Source organism: Microbacterium sp. I2, assembly GCF_051364985.1.
In the GTDB taxonomy this organism is placed as follows: domain Bacteria; phylum Actinomycetota; class Actinomycetes; order Actinomycetales; family Microbacteriaceae; genus Microbacterium.
Map to the genome: position 1 here is coordinate 106,764 of NZ_JBLWIH010000012.1, position 24,585 is coordinate 131,348.

Genomic DNA, 24,585 nt, shown 5'->3' on the forward strand with positions numbered 1-24,585 from the left:
GCACAGACGCCCGTCCTGTGCACCGCATCACCTTAGGGCTGTCAGACTCCCGAATAGGCCACGATGCCGCGACGCACCGCGTCGAGAGCCTTACGGGCGGTCGAGGCGACCGGCTGGTCCGCCACCAGCGAGAGCTGGTCGAGCAGGTCGATCGTCTGCTTCGTCCAGCGAACGAAGTCCCCGGCCGCCATGTCGGCCTCGCTCAGCACGGCGTCCAGCGTGCCGCCGCGCGCCCACGCGTGCATTGCAGGAGCGAGGCTGGCGGACGGCGCCTCCGACCCTGGCAGCCGATGATCGCGTTCCAGATCGTCGAGCGACTGCCACAGGTCCAGTGTCGCGGTGAACGCCGGACGGAACGGTCCGCGCGGCAGGCCCCGCTCCCCGGGGCCGGCGTCGTCGCGGCGCGGCTCGAACACGAGCGCGCATGCCAAAGCGGCCAGGGCCGGCGCATCCAGGTCGCGCCAGAGCCCTCGCCGCAGCGACTCGGCCACCAGCAGATCCCGCTCGCCGTAGATGCGCCGCATCGTGCGCCCGGCGTCGGTCAGCGTGTGCGTCTCGTCGTCGGCGACGCGCACGTAGTCGAGCTCGATGAGGACGTCGACCACGCGATCGAAGATCCGCGCGACGGTGCCGGTGCGCATCTCGATCTGCTGACGGAGCTTGCCGATCTGGCGCTTGAGAGTGAAGTAGCGCTCACCCCACCGCGCGTGCTTCTCGCGGTCAGGGCACTGGTGGCACGCATGCCGCAGCATCCGCTTGCGCAGGCTCGCGATCTGGCGCTGACGTTCGTCCCGGGTGCGCCGCGAGGCATTCGCGTCCTTGCGGTTGAGCTTCTCGAGATCGCTCAGCTCGCGCCGGATCCCCGCGTACTCGGCGAAGTCGCCGCGATCGCACGTCATCGCCTTCTCGTAGCCGGCGAGCGACTCCTCCTGCTCGCGCACCTCGCGCGCGAGGCCGACCACCGACCGGTCGGCCTGGAACTGTGCGAACGACGATTCCAGGATCTCGCGGGCGCGTGGCCGGCCGAACTGGTCGATGAGGTTGACCGCCATGTTGTACGTCGGACGGAAGCTCGAGTTGAGTGGGTAGGTGCGCCGCGACGCCAGCGCGGCGACCGCCTGGGGGTCAAGCCCCTCGGTCCACTGGATGACGGCGTGGCCCTCGACGTCGATGCCACGACGCCCGGCCCGGCCGGTGAGCTGGGTGTACTCCCCCGATGTGATCGCGACCCGCGCCTCGCCGTTGAACTTCTCGAGCTTCTCGAGCACCACCGTACGCGCGGGCATGTTGATGCCCAGCGCGAGGGTCTCGGTCGCGAACACGGCCTTGACGAGCTTGCGCTGGAACAGCTCTTCGACGACCTCTTTGAAGGCCGGCAGCAGGCCGGCGTGGTGCGACGCCACACCGCGCTCCAGATTGTCGAGCCACTGCCAGTAGCCCAGAACCGCCAGATCCTCTTCCAGGAGGTTGCGGGTGCGCTCCTCAACGATCGCGCGGATCTCACGGCGCTCGTCCTGCGAGGTCAGGCGCACACCCGCGCGCCGGACCTGCTGCACTGCGCCGTCGCAGCCGGCGCGGCTGAAGATGAAGAAGATGGCCGGCAGCAGGTTGGAACGCGAGAGCAGCTCGACCACGTCCGGGCGGTCGAGGCGTTCCACGCGCTGGACGTTCGCGGAGCGCACCGGCCGCTTCATCCCCCGGTTCGGACGGCGACGGGATGCCTCGTACCCGGCGTGACGAGCACTGTTCGCGGCCTGCACACGACGGTTGTTGTCGAAGTTCGACCCCTTGAACGAGCGGATCCGCATCAGTTCCTGATTCACCTGCGCGGTCGCGACGCCCGCGCGGTCATCGAACAGCGGCAGCAGATCGCCGCGCACCAGCACGTGCTGCTCGAGCGGTACCGGGCGTGTCTCCGAGACGATCACCTCGGTGTCGCCGCGGACGGTGTCGAGCCAGTCGCCGAACTCCTCGGCATTGGACACGGTCGCCGACAGCGATACCAGACGCACGCTGGGCGCGAGGTGGATGATGACCTCCTCCCACACCGCGCCGCGGAAGCGGTCGGCGAGGTAGTGCACCTCGTCCATGACCACGTAGCGCAGTCCGCGCAGCGCCGGCGAGTCGGCGTACAGCATGTTGCGCAGCACCTCGGTCGTCATCACGACGACCCGGGCGTTGCCGTTGATGTTGGTGTCGCCGGTCAGCAGCCCGACTTCATCAGGGCCGTACACGTCCTGCAGCTCTCGGAACTTCTGGTTCGACAGCGCCTTCATCGGCGTCGTGTAGAACGCCTTGTCTCCGTAGCCGCCGACCACCGGCTCGCGCATCGCGAGATGCACCGCGAACTCGCCCACGATGGTCTTGCCGGCGCCGGTCGGCGCCGCGACCAGGACGCTCCGCCCCTCCTCGAGCGCCTGGCATCCCGCGATCTGGAACGGGTCGAGAGTGAAGCGCTGGGATGCTGCGAACGCCGCCGTGATCGGGTGGCTCCGGTCCAGCTGCGCGGCGTCGCGGGCTCGCGAGTACCGCTCCGCCGGACCGGGCTCGGTCATACGCCCGCCTCAGGCGGCAGGAACGCCATATTCCGTTTGGCCTTGCGCCTGTCGAAGAGCATCGACAGGCCCGCTGCCGCGAAGAACAGGACTGTCAGGATGCCGGCGAGCATGAGCATGCTCACCACATCGGCCGCGGGCGTGGCCAGCGCGGCGAACACGGTCGCGATGAGGATGGCGACGCGCCAGCCCTTGAGGATCGCCTTGCCCGACATGACGCCGGCGACGTTGAGCGCTACCAGGAACACCGGGAGCACGAACGAGATGCCGATCACGATCATCAGCTTGAAGACGAAGTCGTAGTACTGCTGGGCGTCGTAGAAGTTGACTCCACCCTCGGGCGTGAAGCCCCACATCAGCTCGATCACATGCGGCACGACGAGCACCCCGATGTAGCAGCCCGCGAAGAACAGCGGCACGGCCGCAGCCACGAACGCGATCGTGTACCGGATCTCTTTGCGGGTGAGGCCGGGCATGATGAACGCCCAGATCTGCCACAGCCAGACGGGCGCCGACAGGAAGATGCCGATCGAGAAGGCGATGCGCATCCTCATGTCGAACGGTGAGGTCACGGCGCTGAAGTTGAGCGCCGCGAAATTATCGCCGCGGTCTTCGCTGATCTGGCGGATGGGGCCGGTGACCCAGTGGATGATCGGGTCGGTGATGATGAAGGCCACCACCATGCCGACGACCAGTGCGATCGCGGCGATCATGAGACGCTTGCGCAACTCGACCAAGTGCTGGCCGAGCGACATGCGCTTGTCGCGCTTCGGCGACTCCGGCCCGTTCAGGGGCACGGAGCCGGCTGTTGCCACCATGCCGCTAGGGCTTGGGATCCGGCGTGCCGTCGGTCCGGGGCGCGGAGGCGGCAGCGGAGGTCGAGTCGACCGTGGAGGCCTGCCCGTCAGCGGGCTTGTCCTCCTCCTTCATTGCCTTCATCTCGCCCTTGAACACGCGGGCCGACTGCCCCATGCTCTTCGCCAGCGCGGGAAGCTTCGCCGCGCCGAACAAGAGGAGGATGACGACGAGCAGAATCAGCAGGTGCCAGCCGTTGAGATTGCCGAACATGAGATGCTCCGTCGTTTTGCGTCAGCGGGAATTTGTCACAAGTCTAACCATGCGCGAGCCGAACGTCGCGGCTGATCAGCGATACTGCGCGAGTCCCGCCTCCGCCCACTCGGCCACCGCGCGACGGGCGGCCGCCGGCTCGAGCACCTCGAAGACACCGCCGCGGCGGGCGGCGAGACGACGCAGACTCAGCTCGTCGGCGACCCGCATGGTCGCGACGATGGTGGCATCCGGACCGTTGCCGTCGACCGTCTCGATCGTGGCACGGTCGAGATAGTCACCCAGAAGCGGCGCGACCGCCTGTGAGAACCGCACCCGCGCGACGACATCTCCCTCCCCCGACTGGAACCACCCGGATCCCGGGTCGCCGGTGTGCGTGATGGGGATGTCGGTGAGCTCGAGATCGCTGACGCGGTCCAGGTGGAAGGTGCGCATCGCCTCGCGCAGGTGGCACCACCCCTGGAGGTACCACTGGTCTCCGGCGATGTGCACCTTGACGGGATCCACGGTGCGCGTGGTGGGCGCGGCATCCGGCGCCTTATAGGTGAACGAGACCGCCACGCCACGCCGAACAGCCGTGGCGACGCGGTCGCGGGCGGCATCGACCGGCTCGGGTGCGACGATCACCTCGGCCGGGGTCCCCGACGCGCCGCGCGCCAGCTTGGCCAGCAGCCCCGCGTACAGCTCGGTGTCACCGACTCCGGGGATCGAGCGAGCCAGCTGCAGGCCCGCCAGCAGTGCCGCGGCCTCTCGTGCGGTGAGCTTCGGGGCCCGCTCGAGGGCCACCGAGTTGGTGATCACGATGAGATCGCGCTCGTCGAGCAGATCCCAGTCGATGTCGAACAGATCGTTGGCCATCTGCCAGTAGCCCTGTTCGCCGGGGAGGCCGATCACTGTCAGCTTCTCGACCATCGCGCGCATCTGATCGGTCGACACGTCGAACTCGTCCGCGGCCTCGGCGAGCGAGACCTCGCCCTTGCCGATCAGGTACGGCACGAGCTGCAGCATGAGCGCCGCGCGGTCGGTCGCCACCAGCGGCTTGCGCGCGGTCATGACGGACTCCCGGGCTCCGTGGACTCGCGGTGCAGATCCCGCGTGGCGGCGAGGCGGTCGATCACTCGGTCGCGCAGATCAAGGGGGTCCACGACCCGCACCTCGGGACCGTACGAAGCCAGCTCGTCGGCGAAGATGTGGGCGTCCACGTACGGGACGCGGATCCCCTGCTCAGCGGGCTTGGCCCGCCGGGCCAGCCGCAGCGCGGCCTCGGTCCCGGGGTTCACCTCGAGGAGCGCGGTGTGCCGGGCCGCGACCTCTTCGAGCCCCGCCAGGGCGCGCTCGCCTGCGCCGTCGCGGAGGGCCGCGTCGAAGGACTCGCGCGTGATCGTCACCGCGCCCACGATGCGCGAGAGCAGGAACGTCCGGTCCGCGGCGACGTCCAGGTCGATGCCGAACACGTGCCAGCGACCCTCGTACTCGACGAGCGCGAGCGGCTGCACGCGCCGGACGCGTGGCGCCTCTTCACCCGGCTTCAGATAGGGGAAGGTGACGACCCGGCTCTGCTCGATGGCCTGCTGCAGTGCCGGAAAGGAGGGGTCGTGCAGGCTCAGGCGGGGCGAGAAGCCGATGATCGGCTCGTCGACGAGATCGCCGAGCGCCCGGATCTTGCGCAGCCCGCTTCGCGCGTCGTCCGACATGGAGCTCTCGCTCCAGACTCCGCCGGCGAGGTTGAGCAGCGCCAGCTCCGCCGCCGTGAACTCGATGTCTTCGGGCAGCTCGTACTCGGCCGTCGGGATCCGGTAGCGCGCTTCGCGCAGGTCGTCGGGGTCGGCCCAGTCGCCGATCGTCTCGATCGGCACGCCCAGGCCCCGCAGGCTCTCCTTGTCGCGCTCGAACATCTTCTCGAGCGCGTCCTTGGATGCCCCGGCATCGCTCTGCTCCCGGTATCCGGCCACAGAGGACAGGATCGTGTCCTTCGTCAGGCCCTGATCGGTCGCGATGAGCGCGACCACGAGGTTGACGAGCCGCTCTTCGGGCGGGATCTTCGCGGGAGCGGTGGCAGGCACTCGCCTATCTTAGGTCGCGCGAGCGGCGCTCACGCGGCGCGCCGCCTACGATTGCGGCGCGGCGTCCAGACCCAGGATGTCGATCACGAACACCAGGGTGGAGTTCGCCGGAATGGCTCCCTGCTCCTGGTCGCCGTACCCGAGCTCGGGCGGGATGACGACGAGCACCTGGGAGCCCACGGTCTGCCCTTCGAGCGCCTGTGCGAACCCGGGAACGACGCCGTCCAAGGTCATCGACGCCGGCTGTGCCTCCCACGACGAGTCGAAGGGCTCGTCCTCGCCCCACACGACACCGGTGTAGTGCACGCGCACCGGTTCGTCGCCGGTGACCTCAGGACCGTCACCCCGCTTGATCGTCTGGATCGCGAGCTCGGCCGGCGGCGCGCCGTCGGGGATGATGAGGCCGGGGTGGCCGTCGGGCGCACGCACGACCGTCGGCATGCCGGTGCCACTGTTGAACTGGTTCGCACCGTTTGCGGCGCGCAGATACACCTTGCGCACGTCCACGACAGCGACCGCGGAGTCGTCCTCGGCGAGTCCCAGGCTCGCAGCCGACTCGGGCTCGATGTCGCCGGGGGCGAGAGCGATCGCCACACGCGAGCCCTCGGTCGCGCACTGCAGCGCCTCGTCGAAGCCGGGGAAGTTCTGCGTCCACTGCGACACCGGGTACACGCGCGACAGGTCGCCGTCGTACGGCGTCGCCACCAGCGGCTCGCCCGTCTCGCCGCTGAACAGAGCGACGTCCACGACGACGAGCTGATCGGATGCCGTGATCGCGGTGCCCTCACCGGCCTCGACGTCTTCGAACGCGAGATGCGGCGCACGCAGCGGCGTGAACACGTCCACCTCGGGCTCGGAATCCGCGTCACCGGTCACCTCGATGAGGTCCATCACATCTGCGTCGGAGACCGCGGGGCGGGAGCAGTCGGCGGTGTTCGGCAGGGAGCAGCCGGCCAGGCCGACGGTCACCAGGCCCAGGACGGCGAGGGCAGCGGGGTAGGAGCGCACCGGAACAGTTTAGGCGGACTCGGAAGACGGTCGTGAAGCGGGGGCTTCCGGCTCCTGCGGGCTGGAGCCGTCCTCGGCGATGTCGGCGGCTTGACGGGCGCCTTCGGCGGCGCGCTCGGCCTCACGCACGCGCTTGCGGAGGTTCTTGTCGGTGATCTGCCGGTCGCCGACGGCGCCCGGCGTCCACAGTTCGACGTCCTCGTCGCTGAAGCTCGTCTTCGAAGCGCGTCGCTTGACCTCGGGCGGCACCGCTCCGGGCGCGAGACGCCTGGCCCACACGAGGAAGCCGGTGTGGGCGACCATGCGGTGATCCGGGCGCACCGCGAGGCCTTCGACGTGCCACCCGCGCACCATCGTCTCGTTCGCGTCCGGCTCGGTGAACAGTCCCGTGCCGCGGATGTACTCGGCGACCCGGCTCAGCTGCGTGGCTGTGGCGACGTAGCAGACGACCACGCCGCCCGGAGTGAGCGCCTCGGCCACCGCGTCGATGCATTCCCACGGCGCCAGCATGTCGAGCACGACGCGGTCGACGGATGCCGCGGCCACCGCACGCGGCAGATCCTGCGCGAGGTCGCCGACCACGACGTCCCAGTTCGCGGGCACGTCGCCCACGAACGTCTCGACGTTCGCGCGGGCGACCGCCGCGAAGTCCTCGCGTCGCTCGAACGAGACCAGTCGCCCTTCCGCCCCGATGGCCCGGAGCAGCCACAGCGACAGCGCGCCCGAACCGACGCCGGCCTCGACGACGGTCGCGCCGGGGAACACATCGGCCTGGGCGAGGATCTGCGCCGCGTCCTTCGGGTACACGATCGCCGCGCCGCGCGGCATCGACATCACGAAGTCCCGCAGCAGCGGGCGCAGCGCGAGGTACTCATGGCCACTGCTGTTGGCGACGACCGACCCGTCGGGCAGACCCACGAGGTCGGCATGCCGCAGCACGCCGTGGTGCGTGTGCAGCTCGCCCCCTTCGCGCAGCGTGATGGTGTGCAGCCGCGCCTTCGGGCCGGTCAGCTGCACCCGGTCGCCGAACCGGAACGGACCGCTCATCCGCGCCGTCATCGTGCCGCCTCCGCAGCGAGGCCGGCGTGATGGGCGGTGTGGAAGGCGACGAGGTCGTCCGCCGTCCGTCCGTCGAGGCTCGGCCACACGGCGTGGGCGCCGGCGCCCTCGAGCGACAGCATGAGCGGAACACCGATGACCGCCGCCCCGGACGCGACCGCGGAGCGCAGGCCGTTCGGCGAGTCCTCGATGGCGACCGTCTCGGCCGGATCGACGCCGAGCGCCTCGCAGGCCTGAAGATAGGGATCGGGGAAGGGCTTCGGCCGAGTCGCGTCGTCGCCGGCGACGATCACGTCGAACGCCGGGAAGTCGATGAGGTCCACCACCGTCGTGGCCATCCGGCGCATCGACATCGTCACCAGGCCCGTCTTGATGCCCGCCTCCCGCAGGTTCGCCAGCAGCTCGCGCGCGCCCGGCCGGAACGGCACGCCCGTGACCGCGAGCTGACGCATGACCTCGTCGGTCAGGTGATCGATGATGGCGTCGACGCTCATGCGGACGCCGGCGTCCTGGAAGATGCGCGCGGAATCCTCGAGTCCGAGTCCCACCAGCGCCAGCGCCTGCTCGTGGGACCACGTGCCGCCGAAGCTCTCGACCAGCGGTGTCTCGGCCGCCATCCAGTACGGCTCGGTGTCGACGAGGGTTCCATCCATGTCCCACAGGACAGCGGCGAGGCGCGGCGCATTCACCGTCCAAGCCTACCCGTGGGCGGCCGGGCCTATTCTGGAGGGAACCCGCTGGGCGGGTGGAGGAGGTCTCGTGGACGGACTGGGTCGCCGTGTACTCGTCGCCGGATTCGACGGGTGGAACGATGCGGGTGAAGCCGCGTCGTCCGCTATGACGCGCCTGCGTGAAGGCGGCGCCTATGAGCCGGTGTTCTCGGTCGACCCGGAGCTGTACTTCGACTACCAGTACACGCGGCCGCAGGTCGTCGCGGACGGCGAGGGCAAGCGCACGCTGCAGTGGCCGGAGGCCACTCTGCTCAAGCCGGTGCGCGCCACCCGCGGGACCCAGCTGTGGCTGCTGACGGGCGTCGAGCCTGCGCGTGCCTGGCAGGCGTTCGCGTCGGAGTTCATCGACGTCGCGCTTCGCGAGGACATCACCGGCTTCGTCGCGATCGGCTCGATGATGTCGGACGTGCCGCACACGCGCCCGATCTCGGTGTTCGGGGGCAGCGACAACGACGCGCTGCGAACGGCACTGGACCTCGAGCGCAGCACCTACGAGGGCCCCGTCGGCATCCTGAGCGTCCTCGGGCACGCGGCGGACGCGGCAGGGATCCCCTCTGCAAGCCTGTGGGCGAGCGTGCCGCACTATGTGGCCGGCCACACGCCCTCGCCCAAGGCGACGCTGGCCCTGCTCGACAAGCTCGAGGACATCACCGGCGCCCCCGTCCCTCGTGGCGAGCTGGCCACCGAGGCGGCCGCGTGGGAGGCATCGATCGACGCCGCCGCGGCCGATGACGAGGAGATGACGGAGTACATCCGCCAGCTCGAGCGCACGCGCGACACGTGGGACTCCCCCGAGGCATCGGGCGACGCGATCGCGCAGGAGTTCGAGCGCTACCTTCGCCGCCGCGGCGACGGGCCGAGCAAGCCCGGCCGCGACGACCCCCGGCGCTGATCCGGGGCTAGGCCTGGATCACGCCCATGCTGAGCAGCACGAGCAGCAGCGAGCCCAGCGCGACCCGGTACAGCACGAACGGCAGGAAGCTGTGTTTGGATATCCAGTTCATGAAGAACGCGATTACGCCGAGCGCCACGACGAACGCCACGCCGGTGGCGAGCGCCGTCTCGCCGAGGGTGAACACGCCCGGGGTGTCCCAGTTCTTGATCAGCTGGAAGAAGCCGCTGCCGAAGACCGCCGGGATCGCGAGCAGGAACGCGTAGCGCGCCGCCGCGGCCCGCTCGTACCCCATGAACAGGCCCGCCGTGATGGTGCCGCCCGACCGCGACACGCCCGGGATGAGCGCGAGCGACTGTGCGAGCCCGAAGATCACGCCGTGCCCGACCGTGATGTCCTTCAGCTTTCGCTTCTTGGCCCCGACGTGGTCGGCGATGCCCAGCAGCACGCCGAAGAAGATGAGCATGCCCGCGACGAGCCACAGGGATCGCAGAGTGGTCTCGATCTGATCCTGGAACAGCAGCCCCAGCACGACGATCGGGATGCTGCCCACGATGATGAGCCAGCCCATTTTGGCGTCGGGATCGTTGCGCGGGATCTTGCCGACCAGCGCCTGGAACCAGTGCCCGATGATGCGCACGATGTCGCGCCAGAAGAACACCACGACGGCCGCCTCGGTGCCGATCTGCGTGATCGCGGTGAACGCGGCTCCCGGGTCCTCTGCCGAGGGCAGGAACTCCCCCAGGATGCGCAGGTGCGCGCTCGATGAGATCGGGAGGAACTCGGTCAGTCCCTGGACGAAGCCGAGGATGATCGCCTCGAGAAGCATGGGCGCCTTTCAGCCGTGGGGGACGGATGCCGCGGCCCGCGGCATCCGTCGATCATTTCAGTACGTGCGCAGCAGGTCGGTCAGCACCGACTGGCCGAACACGAGCGCGTCGATGGGAACCCGTTCGTCGACGCCGTGGAACATGCCGGTGAAATCGAGCGCGGCGGGCAGTCGCAGCGGAGCGAAACCGTAACCGGCGATGCCGAGGGTCGCGAGCGCCTTGTTGTCGGTGCCGCCGCCCATGAGGTACGGGATCACGGGCGCTCCCGGGTCGCGCCGGCCCAGCGCGCCGACCATCGCGTCGACGATGTCGCCCCCGAAAGGCACTTCGAGGCCGATGTCCTGGTGCACGATCTGCACCTCCACCCCGTCGCCGACGATGCGGCGGATGTCGGCCAGCGCCGCCGCTTCGGTGCCGGGGAGCACCCGCACGTCGATCAGCGCCTCGGCACGGTCGGGGATGACGTTGTGCTTGTACCCGGCGACGAGGCCGGTGGGGTTCGTCGTCGTGCGCAGCGTGGACCGCAGGAATCCGGATGCCGCTCCGGTCGCTCGGGCGACGGCGTCGGGGTCGGTCGCGCTCTGGCCGGTGAGTTCGGCCAGTCGCTCGACCATCTCACGCGTCGTTTCGGTGAGCGTCACCGGCCACTCGGTGCGACCGAGGGCGGCGACCGCTTCGGCCAGCGCCGTCACGGCGTTGTCGGCGTGCACGCTCGAACCGTGCGCGGCACGTCCGCGGGCGACCAGGCGGATCCAGACCAGCGCCTTCTCGCCCACCTGCAGCAGATACACACGACGGTCGCCGAGCGCGATGGAGTAGCCCCCGACCTCGCTGATGGCCTCCGTCGCCCCGGTGAACCACTCCGGCCTGTCCTTCACGACCAGAGCGGAGCCTTCGACGCCGCCGTTCTCCTCGTCCGCGAAGAAGGCCAGCACGAGGTCGCGCTCGGGCTGCTCGCCGGCGCGCAGGATCTCGGCCACCGACGTCAGGATCATGGCGTCCATGTCCTTCATGTCCACAGCGCCGCGTCCCCACAGCATCCCGTCCTTCACGACCCCGGCGAACGGGTCGACGCTCCAGTCCTCCGCGATCGCCGGCACGACGTCGAGGTGGCCGTGCAGCACGAGGGCGGGCTTGTCGCGATTGCGCCCGGGCACCCGCGCCATGACGTTCGTGCGCCGAGGGATGGGCTCGTAGTACTCCGGCGTCAGCCCGAGGTTCTCGAGGTAGGCGCCGACGTACTCCGCCGCCTCGCGTTCGCCCGCCGCTCGGCCACCGCCGTGATTCGTGGTGTCGAAGCGGATGAGATCGCGTGCCACCGAGGCGACTTCGGGAAGACCGAGATCGGGTGAAGGCATGCGGTCAAACCTACCTCGACGCGGCCACGACATGCGCCTCGGGGCGGCGCCGTGCAGCTCCGCCCCGAGACCACTCCCCCGGTCGCCGGTCAGTGGACGACGTACATGGCGCCGCTGACGACGAAGGTCAGCAGGGTCGTCCACGCGACGATCGCGAGGCCCTGCCAGAAGAGGATGCGCGCGGGCCGGACGCCGGCGCCGGCGAGCATCGTCGCGGTGAACTGCGTGGGCAGCAGCAGGGGACCGAGCAGGCTCACACCCGGGACGCCGTAGCGTTCCAGCGCCCGCTGGAACTTCACTCTGCGGGCCGCCTTGCGCCCCTGGTCGCCCTCCACCGGCGTCGCCGCCTCGGCGATGTCGGCGCCGCCGGCCGCGACCAGTCGGCGTTCGCGGCTGCGCGTCACGACCGCTGCTCTGGTGCGGGCCGTGAGCAGCACGAGCACGGCGACGCATACGAAGTTGCCCACGATGCCCGCCACCGCGGCGACGGCGGGATGGATGCCGCCGATGATCCCGATCGCCGCCGCACCCTCGCCTTCGATGAACGGCACGGCACCCGCGGCCGCGACGATGAGCGGCTGGACGAGTCCGGGCACCTGGGCCACGAGGTCCTGGAAGATCTCGACGAGATTCATGACGTGCTCCTGTCGTTCGATGCGGGCGAGGGTTCGATCGGCGACGGTGCCCGGCATCCGTTCGTCGCACGACTAGTCCATCGACGACGGAAGGATGCCGGAAGTGCCGGGTTGTCACCGCTTTCCAGGCGCTTCTCCCGTCTCGGGCATGACATGTGTCATGGACTTAGGGTGGGACGCATGACCAGCCCCGTCGTGCCCGCCGCGGGCACCGAGACCGCGGCGCAGCGACGGGGAAGACTGCGCCTGACCCGCGGGATCACCGCGACCTGGTGGTACACCCTCTCGGCCGTCGTGTTCCTCGAGCTGATGATCGTGCTGGTGTGGGCGGCAGCGCTCACCGAAGCGGGCCGCGGCCTTCCCGCGGTCGCGGCTGTCGGTCTGGGCGGCCTGGTGTGGTGGGGATCGACGTTCCTGCTTCTGCGCGAGTACCGGCAGCGGGACGAGGAGGAGCCGTTCGTGCGGCTGCCCCGGATCGTCGTGCCGCTGGTGATCGCCGCGTGCTTCGGCGTCGTCGCGGGAGTGCTGTCGGGACTGTGGCTGATGGCTGTGCTCCCGGTCGTGCAGGCTCTGATTCTCCTCAACTGGCCGCCGGGAATCCGGGTGCGCGTGGTGATCGCGGTGACGGTGCTGCTGGTCGTCCTGTGGTTCGTGGACGGCCGCGTGGGCGTGGCCAACGCGGGTTCGAGCTGGTGGGTGCTGGGGTTCATCTCGGTCTCGCTTCCCGGCATGACGGTGCTGTCGCTGTGGTGGTGGGACGTCCTGATGACGGTGAACAGTGCCCGGGCCTCCGAGGCGCGCCTGGCGGCGACTCAGGAGCGCCTGCGCGTCGCCACCGACGTCCACGACCTCCAGGGCCATCACTTGCAGGTGATCGCGCTGCAGCTGGAGCTGGCCGAACGGCTCATGCCAGACGATCCTGACGCCGCATTCACGCACCTGCGCGCCGCACGCAAGAGCGTGGACGACGCGCGCCAGGGCACGCGCGACCTCGCTCTGCGCTTCCGCTCCGTGCCACTGACCGACGAGATCGAGAACGCCGCCGATCTGCTCCGCGCGGCCGGGACCTCGGTGCAGGTGTCGGTGGATGCCGGCGCCGTCCGGGCTCCGGCATCCGTTCTGGGTCCCGTCATCCGCGAGACCACGACGAACGTGCTGCGCCACGGCGGCGGACGCTGGGCCCGCCTGTCGCTCACTCGGGAGCCGGATGTGTGGCGGTACGAGATCGAGAACGACGCCGTCGAGGCTTCGCCCAGCCGCGACGGGGCCGGGCTCGAGGGGATCGGCCGACGCGTGCAAGACGGCGGCGGGACCGTCGAAGTCCGGCGCGACGCCCGATCCTTCGCCGTGATCGCGCGCGTCCCGCTGACCCCGGAGTCTTTGCCGTGATCCGGGTGCTCCTCGCCGACGACGAGGCGATGATCCGTTCCGCGCTCGCGGCCCTGCTGCGACTGGAGCCCGACATCGAGGTCGTCGCCGAGTGCGCAGACGGAGAGGAAGCGGTCGCCGAGGCGCTGCGCCTCTCCCCCGACGTTTGCCTACTCGACCTCGAGATGCCGGGCCTGGACGGCGTTGAGGTCGCCGCGCGCGTGACGCGGGCCATTGCCACGCGCTGCATCGTGGTGACCAGGCATGCCCGCCCGGGCGTGCTGCGGCGGGCGCTCGCGTCCGGTGTCTCGGGCTTCCTGCCGAAGTCGCGTGGTGCCGACGAGGTCGCCGAGGTCATCCGGCGCGTCGCGGCGGGCGGGCGCTACGTCGATCCCGAGGTGGCCGCCGACGCCTTGAGCGACGAACGATGCCCGCTGACCGACCGCGAGCTCGACGTGCTGCGCGCCGGGCGTCGCGGCGAGACCACGGGGCAGATCGCGCGCAGCCTCTCGCTCGCGCCCGGAACCGTGCGCAACCATGTGTCGGCGATCCTGAGCAAGCTCGGCGTGAGCACCCGCCAGCAGGCGGTGCTGTTCGCCGAGGAACGCGGCTGGATCTGACCCGCCACGGCTGGCCCTGATAACGACGAAGGCCCCCTTTCGGGGGCCTTCGACCTGTGTGCGCGAGGGGGGACTTGAACCCCCACGCCCTTAACGGGCACTAGCACCTCAAGCTAGCGCGTCTACCTATTCCGCCACCCGCGCAGGTGGTTTGCGGTTTCGCAACCGAGGAACGACATTACCACGTCACCGAACGTTGAACGAATCGACGGGTCACCCCAGAGACACCCCGAAGACCAGTCCCAGGAGGTAGGTGATGAGCGCCGCACCGTACCCGATCGCGAGCTGGCGGAGGGCCCTGCGCAGGGGGGATCCGCCCGACAGCACACCCACGGCGGCGCCCGTGCACAGCAGCGCGATGCCCACCAGCACGAGAGCCGTCACGACGGCGGCGAGTCCCGTCATGCCGAAGATCCACGGCAGCACGGGGATGATCGCGCCGGACGCGAAGAACAGGAAGCTCGACAGCGCCGCCCCCCACGCCTTGCCCACCACCTCATGCTCGTCGGCCGTGCCGATCGGGCCGGTGTCGGCGCCGACGCTGCCCGATGCCTGCGCCGCCGATACGATGCGGTGCGCCCGCGCGAGAGCCTCGGCCTCGGGCATTCCACGGGTGCGGTAGACGAGTGCGAGCTCGTTGGCGTCCAGGTCCAAGTGCGGGATGGCGCCGTCGGCGTAGTCGCTGGGCTCGGTGGCCGCGAGCAGCTCGCGCTGCGACCGCACCGAGACGAACTCGCCCGCGCCCATCGACAGGGCGCCGGCGAGGAGGCCGGCGATGCCGCTGAACAGCACGAACTGCGGCGAGACGCCGGTGGCGCCCACCCCCATGACCAGTGCGAGGTTCGATACCAGTCCGTCGTTGGCTCCGAAGACCGCGGCCCGGAAGGTGCCCGATAGCCGACGACGGCCGCGGGCCGCGAGGCCACGCACCACCTCGTGGTGCACCTTCTCGTCGGCCGCCATCGCTGCCGGCGCGAAGGGCTCGTCGTCGTACGGCGAGCGGGCCTCGGCGTTCTGGGCCAGCGCGAGCACGAAGATCGAGCCGAAGCGCTTGGCCATCGAGCCGAGCAGCCGCGTGCGGATGTCGGGCTGAGGCAATCGCGTCGGCTCGCCACCGAGCAGAGTGAGCCAATGGGCCTCGTGACGGCCCTCTGCGTCAGCCAGGGCGAGCAGGATCTCGCGCTCCTCGCCGGTGCGCCGCGCCGCGAGCTCCCGGTAGACACGCGCCTCGGCACGCTCGTTGACGAGATACCGCGCCCAGCGTCTGCGGTCGCGGGCGGTCGGCTCGGCAGGCGGGCTCACACGGGCCTCCAATGTACGGGCGACGGTTGATCAGGACCCGTCAACGCTAGCCAGACGACACAGCCTCGATCGCTCAGATCCGCGGATTGCCAGCATTTCGGGGCTCCGAACGGCCGCCGGCAAGGCGGGCTCGAAGCCCTGCCTCGCCTCTCCGCATCACATGCGCGTGGGCGCCCTCGAAGACGGGGCGCAACAGCCATGCCGCGATGTTCATCCACGGGCGCCGGGTCTGGACATCCCATTCGAAGACGACCACGGTCCCCACGCCGCCTCCAGACGCCGTGGCGCCCGCCCCTGCTGCCGCCACGGACAGACGTCCCACGCCTCGCAGGTCGCCCGTACTCGTCGCGGCGAGGGTGCGGCCGGGGTCGATCTCGGTGACCTCCAGCAGCACGCGCAGCCGATAGCCGAGCGGCGCATGCACCGTCACCACCATGCGTTCCCCCACCCGCAGGCGACGCGGCGGCATAGTGACAGTGAGGCCCGGCCACCATGCGCGGCGCGGGCCGCCCGGGAGCAGCGTGCGCTCGAGCTCGCGCCACACGAGCTCGGGCGGCCCGGGCAGGACCCACCGCGACTCGAACGAGTACTCCGCGGGCATGACCGGCAGTCTAGGTGTGCGCTGCCTGCCGAGGCTCAGGAGTGGACGCGCTTGCGCAGCACCTCGATGCGCGCCTGCAGCTGCGCCACGGTCGCGTGCGACACGGCGGGGCCGCCGCAGATCCGGCGGAGCTCGGCGTGAACCAGTCCGTGAGGCTCGCCGGACTGCCGCGCGTACAGCCCGACGAGGCTGTTGAGCAGCTGACGCTGCTCTTTGAGGGTGCGATGCAACGCCTGCGGCGGCGCGGCATGGTCGGGCCCCTCCCCTTGCTCACCCTCGCGCGCGGTGCGCGCCTCGCGCACTTGCCGGTGCCGGCTCTGCCGCGCCTGCCGCTGCATGAGCAGCTCGTGCACGTGTTCGGGCTCGAGCAGTCCGGGCAGCCCCAGGAACTCCTCCTCCTCCGGCGTTCCGGGCACCGCGAGCTGACCGAACTCCTTGCCGTCGAACAGCACACGGTCGAAGTGCGCGAGCGAGCCGAGCGCCTGGTAGGTGAACTCCTCGGTGAGCGCGTCGGAGGCCTTGTCCTCGCGCTCGGCGGCGTCCATGAGGTCTTCTTCGGCGTTCCACTCGTCGTCGCCGGAGTCGCGGTCCAGCGCGTGGTCGCGCTGCCGCTCCATCTCGTTCGCGAGCGCCAGCAGCTGCGGCACGTTCGGCAGGAACACGCTCGCGGTCTCGCCGCGCCGGCGCGCCCGCACGAATCTCCCGATGGCCTGGGCGAAGAAGAGCGGGGTCGAGGCGCTCGTGGCGTACACGCCGACCGCCAGGCGCGGCACGTCGACGCCCTCCGAGACCATGCGCACGGCGACCATCCAGCGGCTCGTCGCATTCGAGAACTCTTCGATGCGGCCCGACGCCTCGGCTTCGTCCGACAGCACCACCGTCGGCGCTTCGCCTGTGATGCCCTGCAGGATCGCGGCGTAGGCGCGCGCGGCGGTCTGGTCGGTCGCGATCACGAGTCCGCCGGCATCCGGAATGTGCTCGCGCACCTCGCTCAGCCGCCGGTCGGCAGACCGCAGCACGGCGGGGATCCAATCGCCCTCCGGATCGAGGGCCGTTCGCCAGGCCTGCGACGTGATGTCCTTCGTGTTGTCCTGGCCGAGATGCGCCTCCATCTCGTCGCCGGTCTTGGTACGCCAGCGCATGTGGCCGGCGTAGACCATGAAGATCACGGGACGCACGACGCCGTCCTCGAGCGCCCGCCCGTAGCCGTAGGCGTAGTCGGTGCGCGAGACCCGGACGCCCTTCTGGTCGGGGTGGTACTCGACGAACGGGATGGGGGCGGTGTCGCTGCGGAACGGGGTTCCCGACAGCAGCAGGCGCCGCGTGGCGCGGCTGTAGGCCTCGCGCAGCGCGTCGCCCCAGCTGAGCGCGTCGCCGCCGTGGTGCACCTCGTCGAGGATCACGAGGGTGCGCGCGTCCATCGTCAGCCGCTGATGGACGGATGCCTTCACGGCGACCTGCGCGTAGGTCACGGCCACACCGTGGTACTGCCGCGCGGGCGCCGCATGCCGGTTGCTGAAGGCGGGATCGAGCCGGATCGACACGCGCGCCGCGGCATCCGCCCACTGCGTCTTGAGGTGCTCGGTAGGCGCGACCACGACGATGCGGTCGATGATGCGGCGTCGCAGCAGCTCGCTCGCCAGCCGCAGGGCGAACGTCGTCTTGCCGGCGCCCGGTGTGGCCGCGGCCAGGAAGTCGCGCGGGCCCCCGCCTTCGCCGTCGGGACCGTCCAGCGAGAAATATAGATCGAGCGCCTCGGCCTGCCACGCGCGCAGCCGCTGCGCCGTGCCCCATGGGGCGCGCTGAGGGTAGGTCGGCGAGAGGTGCTCCGCGGCGAAGCTGCCGAGATGGGGTTCGCCGTGGCGCGCGTCGAGGACGGCTTCGTCGGTCACCGAATGCACACCTCCCCCGTGGACAACGAGTCACCACGATAAACGAACCGGGCGACATGTGGCCCGCGATACCCTGGGCATCGGTCACGAGCCGAGGAAGATGCCGATGCGCAGCAGCGAAGATCACCGCACCCCGTACGTCCCCAACGCCGGGCCGCACCCGTGGCGGCGCTACGTCGCCATCGGCGACTCGTTCACCGAGGGAGTGGGCGACCCTGACCCGACAGCACCGAACGGCCTCCGCGGCTGGGCGGATCGCGTGGCCGAGGTGCTGTCGCAGCAGGTCGAGGATTTCGCCTACGCGAACCTCGCGGTCCGCGGTCGCCTCATCGGCCAGATCGTGGCCCAGCAGGTCGAGCCGGCGCTCGCGCTCAAGCCCGACCTCGTCACCTTCTCCGCGGGAGGCAACGATGTCATCCGCCCCGGTTCGGATCCGGATGCCGTGGCCGAGCTGTTCGAGGACGCCGTGGTGCGCCTGTCCCAGGGCGGCGCCACCGTCGTGGTCTTCACCGGCATCGACACGGCGTTCACGCCCGTCTTCCGAGGCATCCGCGGCAAGGTCGCGATCTACAACGAGAACATCCGTGCGATCGCCGATCGGCACGACTGCATCGTGGCCGACCAGTGGGCGCTCAAGGAGGTGCAGGATATGCGCTTCTTCGACGACGATCGCCTGCACTACAACACGCTCGGGCACCACGAGGTCGCGCGCATGGTGCTGCGCGCGCTGAACGTCCGCAACGACCTGCAGCCGATGCAACCCGACCCGATCCCCTTCCGCACGTGGCGCGAAGCGAGGGCGAACGACCTCGTGTGGGCGCGCGAGTACCTCGTGCCTTGGGTGCTGCGTCGCGTGCGCCACCAGTCGTCGGGCGACACCGCCTCGGCGAAGCGCCCCGATCCGGCACCGGTCAGACTGGCAGCGCCGCCGGGCGTCGACCTCGACGACGTGGCGCCTGCCGAGGACGGTGCCTGAGCCGTGGCGACGCACCTCATCACCGGAGCGGGCTCGGGAATCGGCGCCGCTCTGACCGAGAAGCTCGCCGCCCGGGGCGACGAGCTGTGGCTGCTCGCTCGCGACGCCGGCCGGGCGTCCCAGCTGCGTGAGCGGTTCAGCGGCGCACGGACACTCGTGGGAGACCTCGCCGAGCCCGCACGACTGTCGTGGGCGTTCGGGCATCAGGTGCTGCCGTCCCGGCTGGACTCGGTCATCCATGTCGCGGGCATCGTCGAGCTCGGCCCGGTCGCCGAGACCACGGTCGCCACCTGGCAGCACCAGCTCAACGTGAACGCCATCGCCCCCGCCGAGCTGACCCGGCTGATGCTGCCCGCCCTGCGAGCGGCCCGCGGCCACGTCGTGTTCGTGAACTCCGGCGCCGGCCTGCGGGTGCACCCGGAATGGGGCTCCTACGGCGCGAGCAAGTTCGCCGTGCGCGCCATCGCCGACGCGCTGCGCGCCGAGGAGCGGCCGCACGGGCTCCGCGTGACGACTGTCTACCCCGGTCGCACCGCGACGCCGATGCAGGAGAAGGTGCACCAGCAGGAAGGCGCCTCCTACGACGCCTCGCGCTGGATCGACCCCGCCTCCGTCGCCACCACGATCCTCGCCGCCCTCGACCTGCCTCCAGACGCCGAGCTGACCGAGCTCACGGTGCGCCCGGGCGCCTGACCGCAGGCCGGGCGGGTCAGCGGTGGCCCGCGGGAATCAGCGGGCGCGCAGCTGCCACAGCGCGACAGCGCTCGCCGCGGCGACATTGAGCGAATCCACTCCCCCGGCCATCGGGATCGTGACGACCGTGTCGGCGGTGGCGAGCGCCGCACGACTGAGGCCGTCCCCCTCGGCGCCGAGCAGCAGTGCCACGCGCTCCGGTCTCGTCGCGTCGAAGGCGTCCAGCGGCACGGCGTCGTCGCTGAGGGCGAGCGCGGCCAGATGGAACCCGGCATCGTGAAGCTCGGTGCGCGCCGTGCCCCACTCGGGCAGGCGGGTCCACGGCACCTGGAACACCGTGCCCATGCTCACCCGCACGCTGCGCCGGTAGAGCGGATCGGCGCAGCGCGGGCTCACGAGCACGGCATCCGCACCCAGCCCCGCGGCGGCACGGAAGATGGCGCCGACGTTGGTGTGATCGACGATGTCCTCCAGCACCACGACCAGGCGAGCGTCGCGGACGACGTCGGCCACCGCTGGCAGTTCCGGCCGGTGCATCGAGGCGAGGGCACCCCGATGCACGGCGTAACCGGTGAGGCTTTCGGCGACCTCGGGGGTCACGACGTAGATCGGCACGGCGGGATCCTCGACCAGCATCCGGATCTCGTCCAGCCATTTCTCCTGCACCAGCACCGAACGCGGGCGGTGACCGGCGGCGATGGCCCGGGCGATCACTTTCGCGGACTCCGCGATGTACAGCCCGCCCTCGGGTTCGAGGACTCGCCGCAGCGCGACGTCGGTCAGGTCGCGATAGTCGGCCAGTCGGTCATCCGACGCCGAATCGACCCGCTCGATGCTCACCCGACCACTCTCGCAGAGTCTGTAACCTGCCCGAAAACCACGCGGCCTACACTCGAGGCGAGGGGGTGACGTGTGACCACGACGATCGACACGGATTTCGACGCCGCGACGACGGACGCCCTCGCCTCTGCCGTGGCCGCCCTCGCCGGCCGTCGCGTCGCCGTGCTCACGGGCGCCGGCGTCTCGACCGACTCCGGCATCCCGGATTATCGCGGCAACGGCGCTCCCAGACGCACGCCCATGACGGTGGAGCAGTTCCTCACCAACGAGGCCGCCCGACGTCGCTACTGGGTCGGTAGCCACCTCGGCTGGCGAGCCTTCGCCGCCGCGGAACCCAACGCCGGCCACCGCGCGATCGCCGATCTCGAGGCGGCCGGTATCGCGACCGGGGTCGTCACGCAGAACGTCGACGGGCTGCACGTGCGTGCCGGCAGCCGCCGCGTGGTCGAGCTGCACGGCACGATGCGCCGCGTCTTCTGCATCCATTGCGGACAGGTGTTCGACCGCCGCGATCTCGCGGCGCGCGTCGAGGCCGACAACCCGTGGATCCTCATCCCCGAGAATGTGCCGCTCGGTCCCGACGGCGACGTCCTGCCCGAGAGCACCGACGGCTTCCGCATCCCCGACTGCAGCGTATGCGGAGGGATGCTCAAGCCCGACGTCGTCTTCTTCGGCGAATTCATCCCGGCGGGCAAGTTCCGCGAAGCCGAGCAGCTGGTCCACACCAGCGATGGCCTCGTGATCGCCGGGTCGTCCCTCGTCGTCAACTCCGGCATCCGGCTGCTCGAACGAGCACGGCGCCGCAAGCTGCCGGTCGTCATCGTGAATCGCGGAGCGACCCGGGCCGATGCGCGCGCGACCGTGAAGATCGACGCGGGCACCAGCGAGGTGCTCAGCGCCCTGGCATCCGCCCTCCGCCCGCTCTCGTGACGCCCGCCTCTGGCCATCGCGGGCGCGGGTAGGCTCGAGGAGTGACCGCGCTCATCCTGATCCGCCACGGCGAGACCGACTGGAATCGCGATCGGCGCATCCAGGGCGCGACCGACATCCCCCTCAACGACGCCGGACGCGCGCAGGCCCACGAGGCGGCCACCACGCTGCGTGAGCGCCTCGACCTGGCCGGCGTGACCATCGCCTCCAGCGACCTGTCACGCGCTCGCGAGACGGCGGAGATCATCGCCGCTGACCTGGACCTCGAGGCTCCGCGCACCTACCGCGGTCTGCGCGAGCGATCGTACGGCGAGGCGGAAGGTCTCGACGTCGACGAGTTCCGCCGCCGCTGGGGCGACTGGCACTCCGCCGAAGTGCCCGGTGCAGAACCGTGGCCGCAACTGCGCCGACGCGGCATCGCCGCCCTGGGCCGAGTCGTACGCGATCACCGTCGCGCGACCGCACCGACGGCATCCACTCTCATCGTGGTCAGCCACGGCGCCTTCATCCGCGAGATCATGCGCCACGCCACGGCGGGCGAGCTGCCGCCCGTGGGCGAGCGACTGGCGAACGGATCGGCGCACGACTTCTTCTACGAGCGCGACCACCTGCGGCTCGTCGCGTACGCGGGGCTCGTGGCGTAACGCTGTCAGCGTCCGGCGCGCTCGAGCACGCTCCGCGCGTGGCGGAGCACCGGTTCGTCCACCATGTGCCCGCCGAGCGAGAACACTCCGCGCTCGCCCTCCGCAGCCGTCAGCACCTCGCGCGCCCACGCCACCGACGCGTCGTCGGGGCGATACGCGTCGCGGATGACCGCGACCTGGCTCGGATGGATGCAGGCGGTGGCCGAGAATCCGGATGCCGCAGCATCCGCCGCCTCGGTGGCCAAGCCCTTCACATCGCCGATGTCGAGATGCACCGCGTCGATGGCCGCCTTGCCGCGAGCGCCCGCGGCCAGCAGCACCCGGGAGCGGGCGTAGCGGGCGATGTCGCGGTAGCGTCCGTTCGCCTTGCGGCTGGATGTGCCGCCGAGGCTCGCGACGAGGTCCTCGGCTCCCCACATCAACGCGACGACGTTGTCGAGCGCCGCCAGCCGGTCGGCCTGCGCGACGCCCTTGGCCGTCTCGCACAGCGCGATCACCTCGAACCGCTGATCGATCCTGGCCACCCGCTTGGGCGACTCGGCCTTGGCCAGCATGATCCGGCGGTAGTCGGTCTGCGAGAGCGTTGCCAGATCGGCGGTGAACGCGTCGGAATCGGCGGGATTGACCCGCACGATCACCCGCGCCGGGTCGAGCTCGGACTCGATGAGATGGCCCCGCGCCGCGGTCTTGTCCTTCGGCGCGACGGCGTCTTCGAGGTCGAGGATGACCGCGTCGGCACGATCGAACGCCTTGCGGTACCGCTCGGGACGGTCAGCCGGGCAGAACAGCAGCGCGGGTCCGATGTCGAACGTCATGCCGTCCCCTCTTCTCCGTCCGGCGTGCGCCACATGAGCGCGATGCGGGTCGCGACCGCGACGGTCTCGCCGCGCTGGTTGCGGCCGGTGTGGCGCAGCGTCACGATTCCCTGACCCGGGCGAGAGGCCGAGAGCCGCTTGTCGACGACCTCGGTCTCGGTGTACAGGGTGTCCCCGTGCAGGAGTGGCGCGGGGAACGAGATGTCGGACAGGCCCAGCTGCGCGACGAGCGTTCCTTGCGTGATCTGCGAGACGGACGCCCCCACCATCGTCGCGAGCGTCCACATCGAGTTCATGAGGCGCTCGCCGAACGGCTGCGTCGCCGAGAACGCGGCATCCAGGTGGAGCGCCTGCGTGTTCATCGTGAGCGACGAGAACAGCACATTGTCGGTCTCGGTCGCGGTACGACCGGGACGGTGCTGGTAGCGTGCGCCGATCTCGAGCTCGTCGTAGTACAGGCCTCGCTGCACGATCGCGGGGCGTTGCCCCTCAGTGCTGTCGTCGCTCACCGTCGCCACGCTACCCTCACGCGATCCCGAGCGCCCGGGCGATGACCAGCAGCTGCACCTCGCTCGTGCCCTCGCCGATCTCGAGGATCTTCGAATCCCGATAATGGCGCGCGACGGAGTATTCGTTCATGAAGCCGTTGCCGCCGAACACCTGCGTGGCATCGCGCGCGTTGTCCATCGCCGCGTCGCTCGCGGTGAGCTTCGCGATCGCGGCGGCGGTCTTGAACGGCTTGCCGGCATCGCGCAGCCGGGCGGCGTGATGCCACGCGAGACGCGAGACGTGCACGCGCTGCTTCATGCGGGCGAGCAGGAACTGGATGCCCTGGCGCGTCGAGAGGGCTTCGCCGAACACCGTCCGCTTCGCCGCGTAGTCGACGGCCGCTTCGAGGCATCCCTCGGCGGCGCCGGTCGACAGCGCCGCGATCGCGATCCGACCCTCGTCGAGGATGTGGAGGAAGCTCGCGAAGCCGCGGCCGCGCTCGCCGAGGAGGTTGCCCTCCGGCACCCGCGCGTCCTGGAACGTGAGCGGATGCGTGTCGGAGGCCCGCCACCCGACCTTGTCGTATCCCGGCTCGACCGTGAACCCCGGCGTTCCGTTGGGGACGATGATCGTCGAGATCTCTTTTCGGCCGTCATTCTCACCCGTCACGGCGGTGACGGTGACGAACCGCGTGATCGGAGTGCCCGAGTTGGTGATGAACTGCTTCGAGCCGTTGATCACCCATTCGCCGCCGTCTCCTGAAGCAGCACCGACCAGGCGTGCGGTGGTGCGGGTGGCTCCGGCATCCGACCCCGCCTCGGGCTCGGTCAGGCCGAAGCCCGCGAGCGCGCGCCCGGCGAGCAGATCCGGCAGCAGCTCCTGCTTCTGCTGCTCGGTGCCGAAGCGGAAGACCGGCATGGCACCCAGGCTCACGCCCGCCTCCAGCGTGATCGCGATCGACTGGTCGACCCGGCCGAGCGCCTCGATCGCCAGGCACAGCGCGAAGTAGTCGCCGCCCTGGCCGCCGTACTCCTCGGGGAAGGGCAGGCCGAACAGGCCGAGCTCGCCCATCTGCGCCACCACGTCCATCGGCAGCGCATGGGTGCGGTCGGCCTCGTACGAGCGCGGCGCGACGACTTCGTCGGCGAACGCGCGCACCATCCCGGCGAGCTCGCGCTCGTCGTCGTTCAGGTCGTATTCGTCCATGATTCTCCTC

Annotated in this window: 25 protein-coding genes and 1 tRNA gene; 7 read left to right on the plus strand and 19 right to left on the minus strand. The window is 70.4% G+C overall.

What is annotated here, in order from left to right:
• Positions 1–41: 41 nt before the first annotated feature.
• The 8 genes from ACLKM7_RS11865 to ACLKM7_RS11900 form a co-directional block, all read right to left on the minus strand.
• Positions 42–2,555: a DEAD/DEAH box helicase gene (locus tag ACLKM7_RS11865; RefSeq protein ID WP_436447376.1), complete on the minus strand. Its 2,514-nt coding sequence runs from the start codon at positions 2,553–2,555 to the stop codon at positions 42–44.
• Positions 2,552–3,310: a twin-arginine translocase subunit TatC gene (gene tatC, locus ACLKM7_RS11870; protein ID WP_436447415.1), complete on the minus strand. Its 759-nt coding sequence runs from the start codon at positions 3,308–3,310 to the stop codon at positions 2,552–2,554. Before tatC ends, ACLKM7_RS11865 begins: the two co-directional genes overlap by 4 nt.
• A 67-nt stretch (positions 3,311–3,377) precedes the next feature.
• Complete coding sequence (gene tatA / locus ACLKM7_RS11875) at positions 3,378–3,623, minus strand: Sec-independent protein translocase subunit TatA (protein ID WP_436447377.1); 246 nt, start codon at positions 3,621–3,623, stop codon at positions 3,378–3,380.
• Positions 3,624–3,698: 75 nt separating this feature from the next.
• Positions 3,699–4,676: a helix-turn-helix transcriptional regulator gene (locus tag ACLKM7_RS11880; RefSeq protein WP_436447378.1), complete on the minus strand. Its 978-nt coding sequence runs from the start codon at positions 4,674–4,676 to the stop codon at positions 3,699–3,701.
• The gene (locus ACLKM7_RS11885; RefSeq protein ID WP_436447379.1) at positions 4,673–5,686 is read right to left on the minus strand and encodes a helix-turn-helix transcriptional regulator; all 1,014 of its coding nucleotides are present in this window, start codon (positions 5,684–5,686) and stop codon (positions 4,673–4,675) included. The genes ACLKM7_RS11880 and ACLKM7_RS11885 overlap by 4 nt, the downstream gene beginning before the upstream one ends.
• Positions 5,687–5,731: 45 nt before the next feature.
• Positions 5,732–6,694 carry an FKBP-type peptidyl-prolyl cis-trans isomerase gene (locus ACLKM7_RS11890; protein ID WP_436447380.1) on the minus strand — a complete coding sequence of 321 codons (963 nt, stop codon included), beginning with the start codon at positions 6,692–6,694 and terminating at the stop codon, positions 5,732–5,734.
• Between the two features lie 9 nt (positions 6,695–6,703).
• Positions 6,704–7,753, minus strand: a complete 1,050-nt coding sequence (locus ACLKM7_RS11895) for a tRNA (adenine-N1)-methyltransferase (RefSeq protein ID WP_436447381.1) — start codon at positions 7,751–7,753, stop codon at positions 6,704–6,706.
• Positions 7,750–8,442, minus strand: coding sequence for an HAD family hydrolase (locus tag ACLKM7_RS11900; protein ID WP_436447382.1), 693 nt, complete (start codon positions 8,440–8,442; stop codon positions 7,750–7,752). The genes ACLKM7_RS11895 and ACLKM7_RS11900 overlap by 4 nt, the downstream gene beginning before the upstream one ends.
• 70 nt (positions 8,443–8,512) lie before the next feature.
• Here ACLKM7_RS11900 and ACLKM7_RS11905 point away from each other — a divergent pair, with 70 nt between their 5' ends.
• Positions 8,513–9,376 (plus strand): PAC2 family protein, encoded by an 864-nt coding sequence (locus tag ACLKM7_RS11905; protein ID WP_436447383.1) that lies wholly within the window; start codon positions 8,513–8,515, stop codon positions 9,374–9,376.
• A gap of 7 nt (positions 9,377–9,383) precedes the next feature.
• On the opposite strand, the gene ACLKM7_RS11910 is transcribed toward ACLKM7_RS11905, so the two are convergent.
• From ACLKM7_RS11910 to ACLKM7_RS11920, 3 genes are all read right to left on the minus strand, one after another.
• Positions 9,384–10,205, minus strand: a complete 822-nt coding sequence (locus ACLKM7_RS11910) for an undecaprenyl-diphosphate phosphatase (protein ID WP_436447384.1) — start codon at positions 10,203–10,205, stop codon at positions 9,384–9,386.
• Positions 10,206–10,262: 57 nt separating this feature from the next.
• Entirely contained in the window at positions 10,263–11,564 is a 1,302-nt protein-coding gene (locus tag ACLKM7_RS11915) for a M20/M25/M40 family metallo-hydrolase (RefSeq protein WP_436447385.1), read from the minus strand.
• Positions 11,565–11,653: 89 nt separating this feature from the next.
• The gene (locus tag ACLKM7_RS11920) at positions 11,654–12,199 is read right to left on the minus strand and encodes a small multidrug efflux protein (protein WP_436447386.1); all 546 of its coding nucleotides are present in this window, start codon (positions 12,197–12,199) and stop codon (positions 11,654–11,656) included.
• A 180-nt stretch (positions 12,200–12,379) separates the two neighbouring features.
• Between ACLKM7_RS11920 and ACLKM7_RS11925 the strand changes: the two genes are divergently transcribed.
• Together ACLKM7_RS11925 and ACLKM7_RS11930 are read left to right on the plus strand one after the other, a co-directional pair.
• Positions 12,380–13,588, plus strand: coding sequence for a sensor histidine kinase (locus ACLKM7_RS11925; protein WP_436447387.1), 1,209 nt, complete (start codon positions 12,380–12,382; stop codon positions 13,586–13,588).
• Positions 13,585–14,187: a response regulator gene (locus ACLKM7_RS11930; protein WP_436447388.1), complete on the plus strand. Its 603-nt coding sequence runs from the start codon at positions 13,585–13,587 to the stop codon at positions 14,185–14,187. Before ACLKM7_RS11925 ends, ACLKM7_RS11930 begins: the two co-directional genes overlap by 4 nt.
• A 59-nt stretch (positions 14,188–14,246) precedes the next feature.
• Here the strand turns inward: ACLKM7_RS11930 and ACLKM7_RS11935 are convergent.
• The 4 genes from ACLKM7_RS11935 to ACLKM7_RS11950 all read right to left on the minus strand — a co-directional run bounded on the left by ACLKM7_RS11935 (position 14,247) and on the right by ACLKM7_RS11950 (position 17,982).
• Positions 14,247–14,331 (minus strand) — tRNA-Leu (locus tag ACLKM7_RS11935).
• A 69-nt stretch (positions 14,332–14,400) separates the two neighbouring features.
• Entirely contained in the window at positions 14,401–15,489 is a 1,089-nt protein-coding gene (locus tag ACLKM7_RS11940) for a VIT1/CCC1 transporter family protein (protein ID WP_436447389.1), read from the minus strand.
• 73 nt (positions 15,490–15,562) lie between these two features.
• Positions 15,563–16,090: a hypothetical protein gene (locus tag ACLKM7_RS11945; protein ID WP_436447390.1), complete on the minus strand. Its 528-nt coding sequence runs from the start codon at positions 16,088–16,090 to the stop codon at positions 15,563–15,565.
• Positions 16,091–16,125: 35 nt separating this feature from the next.
• Positions 16,126–17,982, minus strand: a complete 1,857-nt coding sequence (locus tag ACLKM7_RS11950) for a DEAD/DEAH box helicase (protein ID WP_436447391.1) — start codon at positions 17,980–17,982, stop codon at positions 16,126–16,128.
• A 106-nt stretch (positions 17,983–18,088) separates the two neighbouring features.
• On the opposite strand from ACLKM7_RS11950, the gene ACLKM7_RS11955 reads away from it, so the two are divergent.
• Positions 18,089–18,958, plus strand: coding sequence for an SGNH/GDSL hydrolase family protein (locus tag ACLKM7_RS11955; RefSeq protein WP_436447392.1), 870 nt, complete (start codon positions 18,089–18,091; stop codon positions 18,956–18,958).
• 3 nt (positions 18,959–18,961) lie between these two features.
• Positions 18,962–19,651 (plus strand): SDR family oxidoreductase, encoded by a 690-nt coding sequence (locus ACLKM7_RS11960; RefSeq protein ID WP_436447393.1) that lies wholly within the window; start codon positions 18,962–18,964, stop codon positions 19,649–19,651.
• A gap of 36 nt (positions 19,652–19,687) precedes the next feature.
• Here the strand turns inward: ACLKM7_RS11960 and ACLKM7_RS11965 are convergent, their stop codons facing one another.
• Positions 19,688–20,491, minus strand: a complete 804-nt coding sequence (locus tag ACLKM7_RS11965; RefSeq protein WP_436447394.1) for a TrmH family RNA methyltransferase — start codon at positions 20,489–20,491, stop codon at positions 19,688–19,690.
• Between the two features lie 72 nt (positions 20,492–20,563).
• Between ACLKM7_RS11965 and ACLKM7_RS11970 the strand changes: the two genes are divergently transcribed.
• Both ACLKM7_RS11970 and ACLKM7_RS11975 read left to right on the plus strand, forming a co-directional pair.
• Positions 20,564–21,421, plus strand: coding sequence for a Sir2 family NAD-dependent protein deacetylase (locus ACLKM7_RS11970; RefSeq protein WP_436447395.1), 858 nt, complete (start codon positions 20,564–20,566; stop codon positions 21,419–21,421).
• Between the two features lie 41 nt (positions 21,422–21,462).
• The gene (locus ACLKM7_RS11975; protein WP_436447396.1) at positions 21,463–22,065 is read left to right on the plus strand and encodes a histidine phosphatase family protein; all 603 of its coding nucleotides are present in this window, start codon (positions 21,463–21,465) and stop codon (positions 22,063–22,065) included.
• Positions 22,066–22,070: 5 nt separating this feature from the next.
• On the opposite strand, the gene ACLKM7_RS11980 is transcribed toward ACLKM7_RS11975, so the two are convergent.
• Genes ACLKM7_RS11980 through ACLKM7_RS11990 form a run of 3 tightly spaced genes read right to left on the minus strand, consistent with a single transcriptional unit; the run spans position 22,071 to position 24,575 of the window.
• Positions 22,071–22,880: an HpcH/HpaI aldolase/citrate lyase family protein gene (locus tag ACLKM7_RS11980; RefSeq protein WP_436447397.1), complete on the minus strand. Its 810-nt coding sequence runs from the start codon at positions 22,878–22,880 to the stop codon at positions 22,071–22,073.
• The gene (locus ACLKM7_RS11985; protein ID WP_436447398.1) at positions 22,877–23,389 is read right to left on the minus strand and encodes a MaoC family dehydratase; all 513 of its coding nucleotides are present in this window, start codon (positions 23,387–23,389) and stop codon (positions 22,877–22,879) included. The genes ACLKM7_RS11980 and ACLKM7_RS11985 overlap by 4 nt, the downstream gene beginning before the upstream one ends.
• Positions 23,390–23,405: 16 nt before the next feature.
• On the minus strand, positions 23,406–24,575 hold the full coding sequence (locus ACLKM7_RS11990; RefSeq protein ID WP_436447399.1) for an acyl-CoA dehydrogenase family protein: 1,170 nt from the start codon (positions 24,573–24,575) through the stop codon (positions 23,406–23,408).
• Positions 24,576–24,585 lie beyond the last annotated feature (10 nt).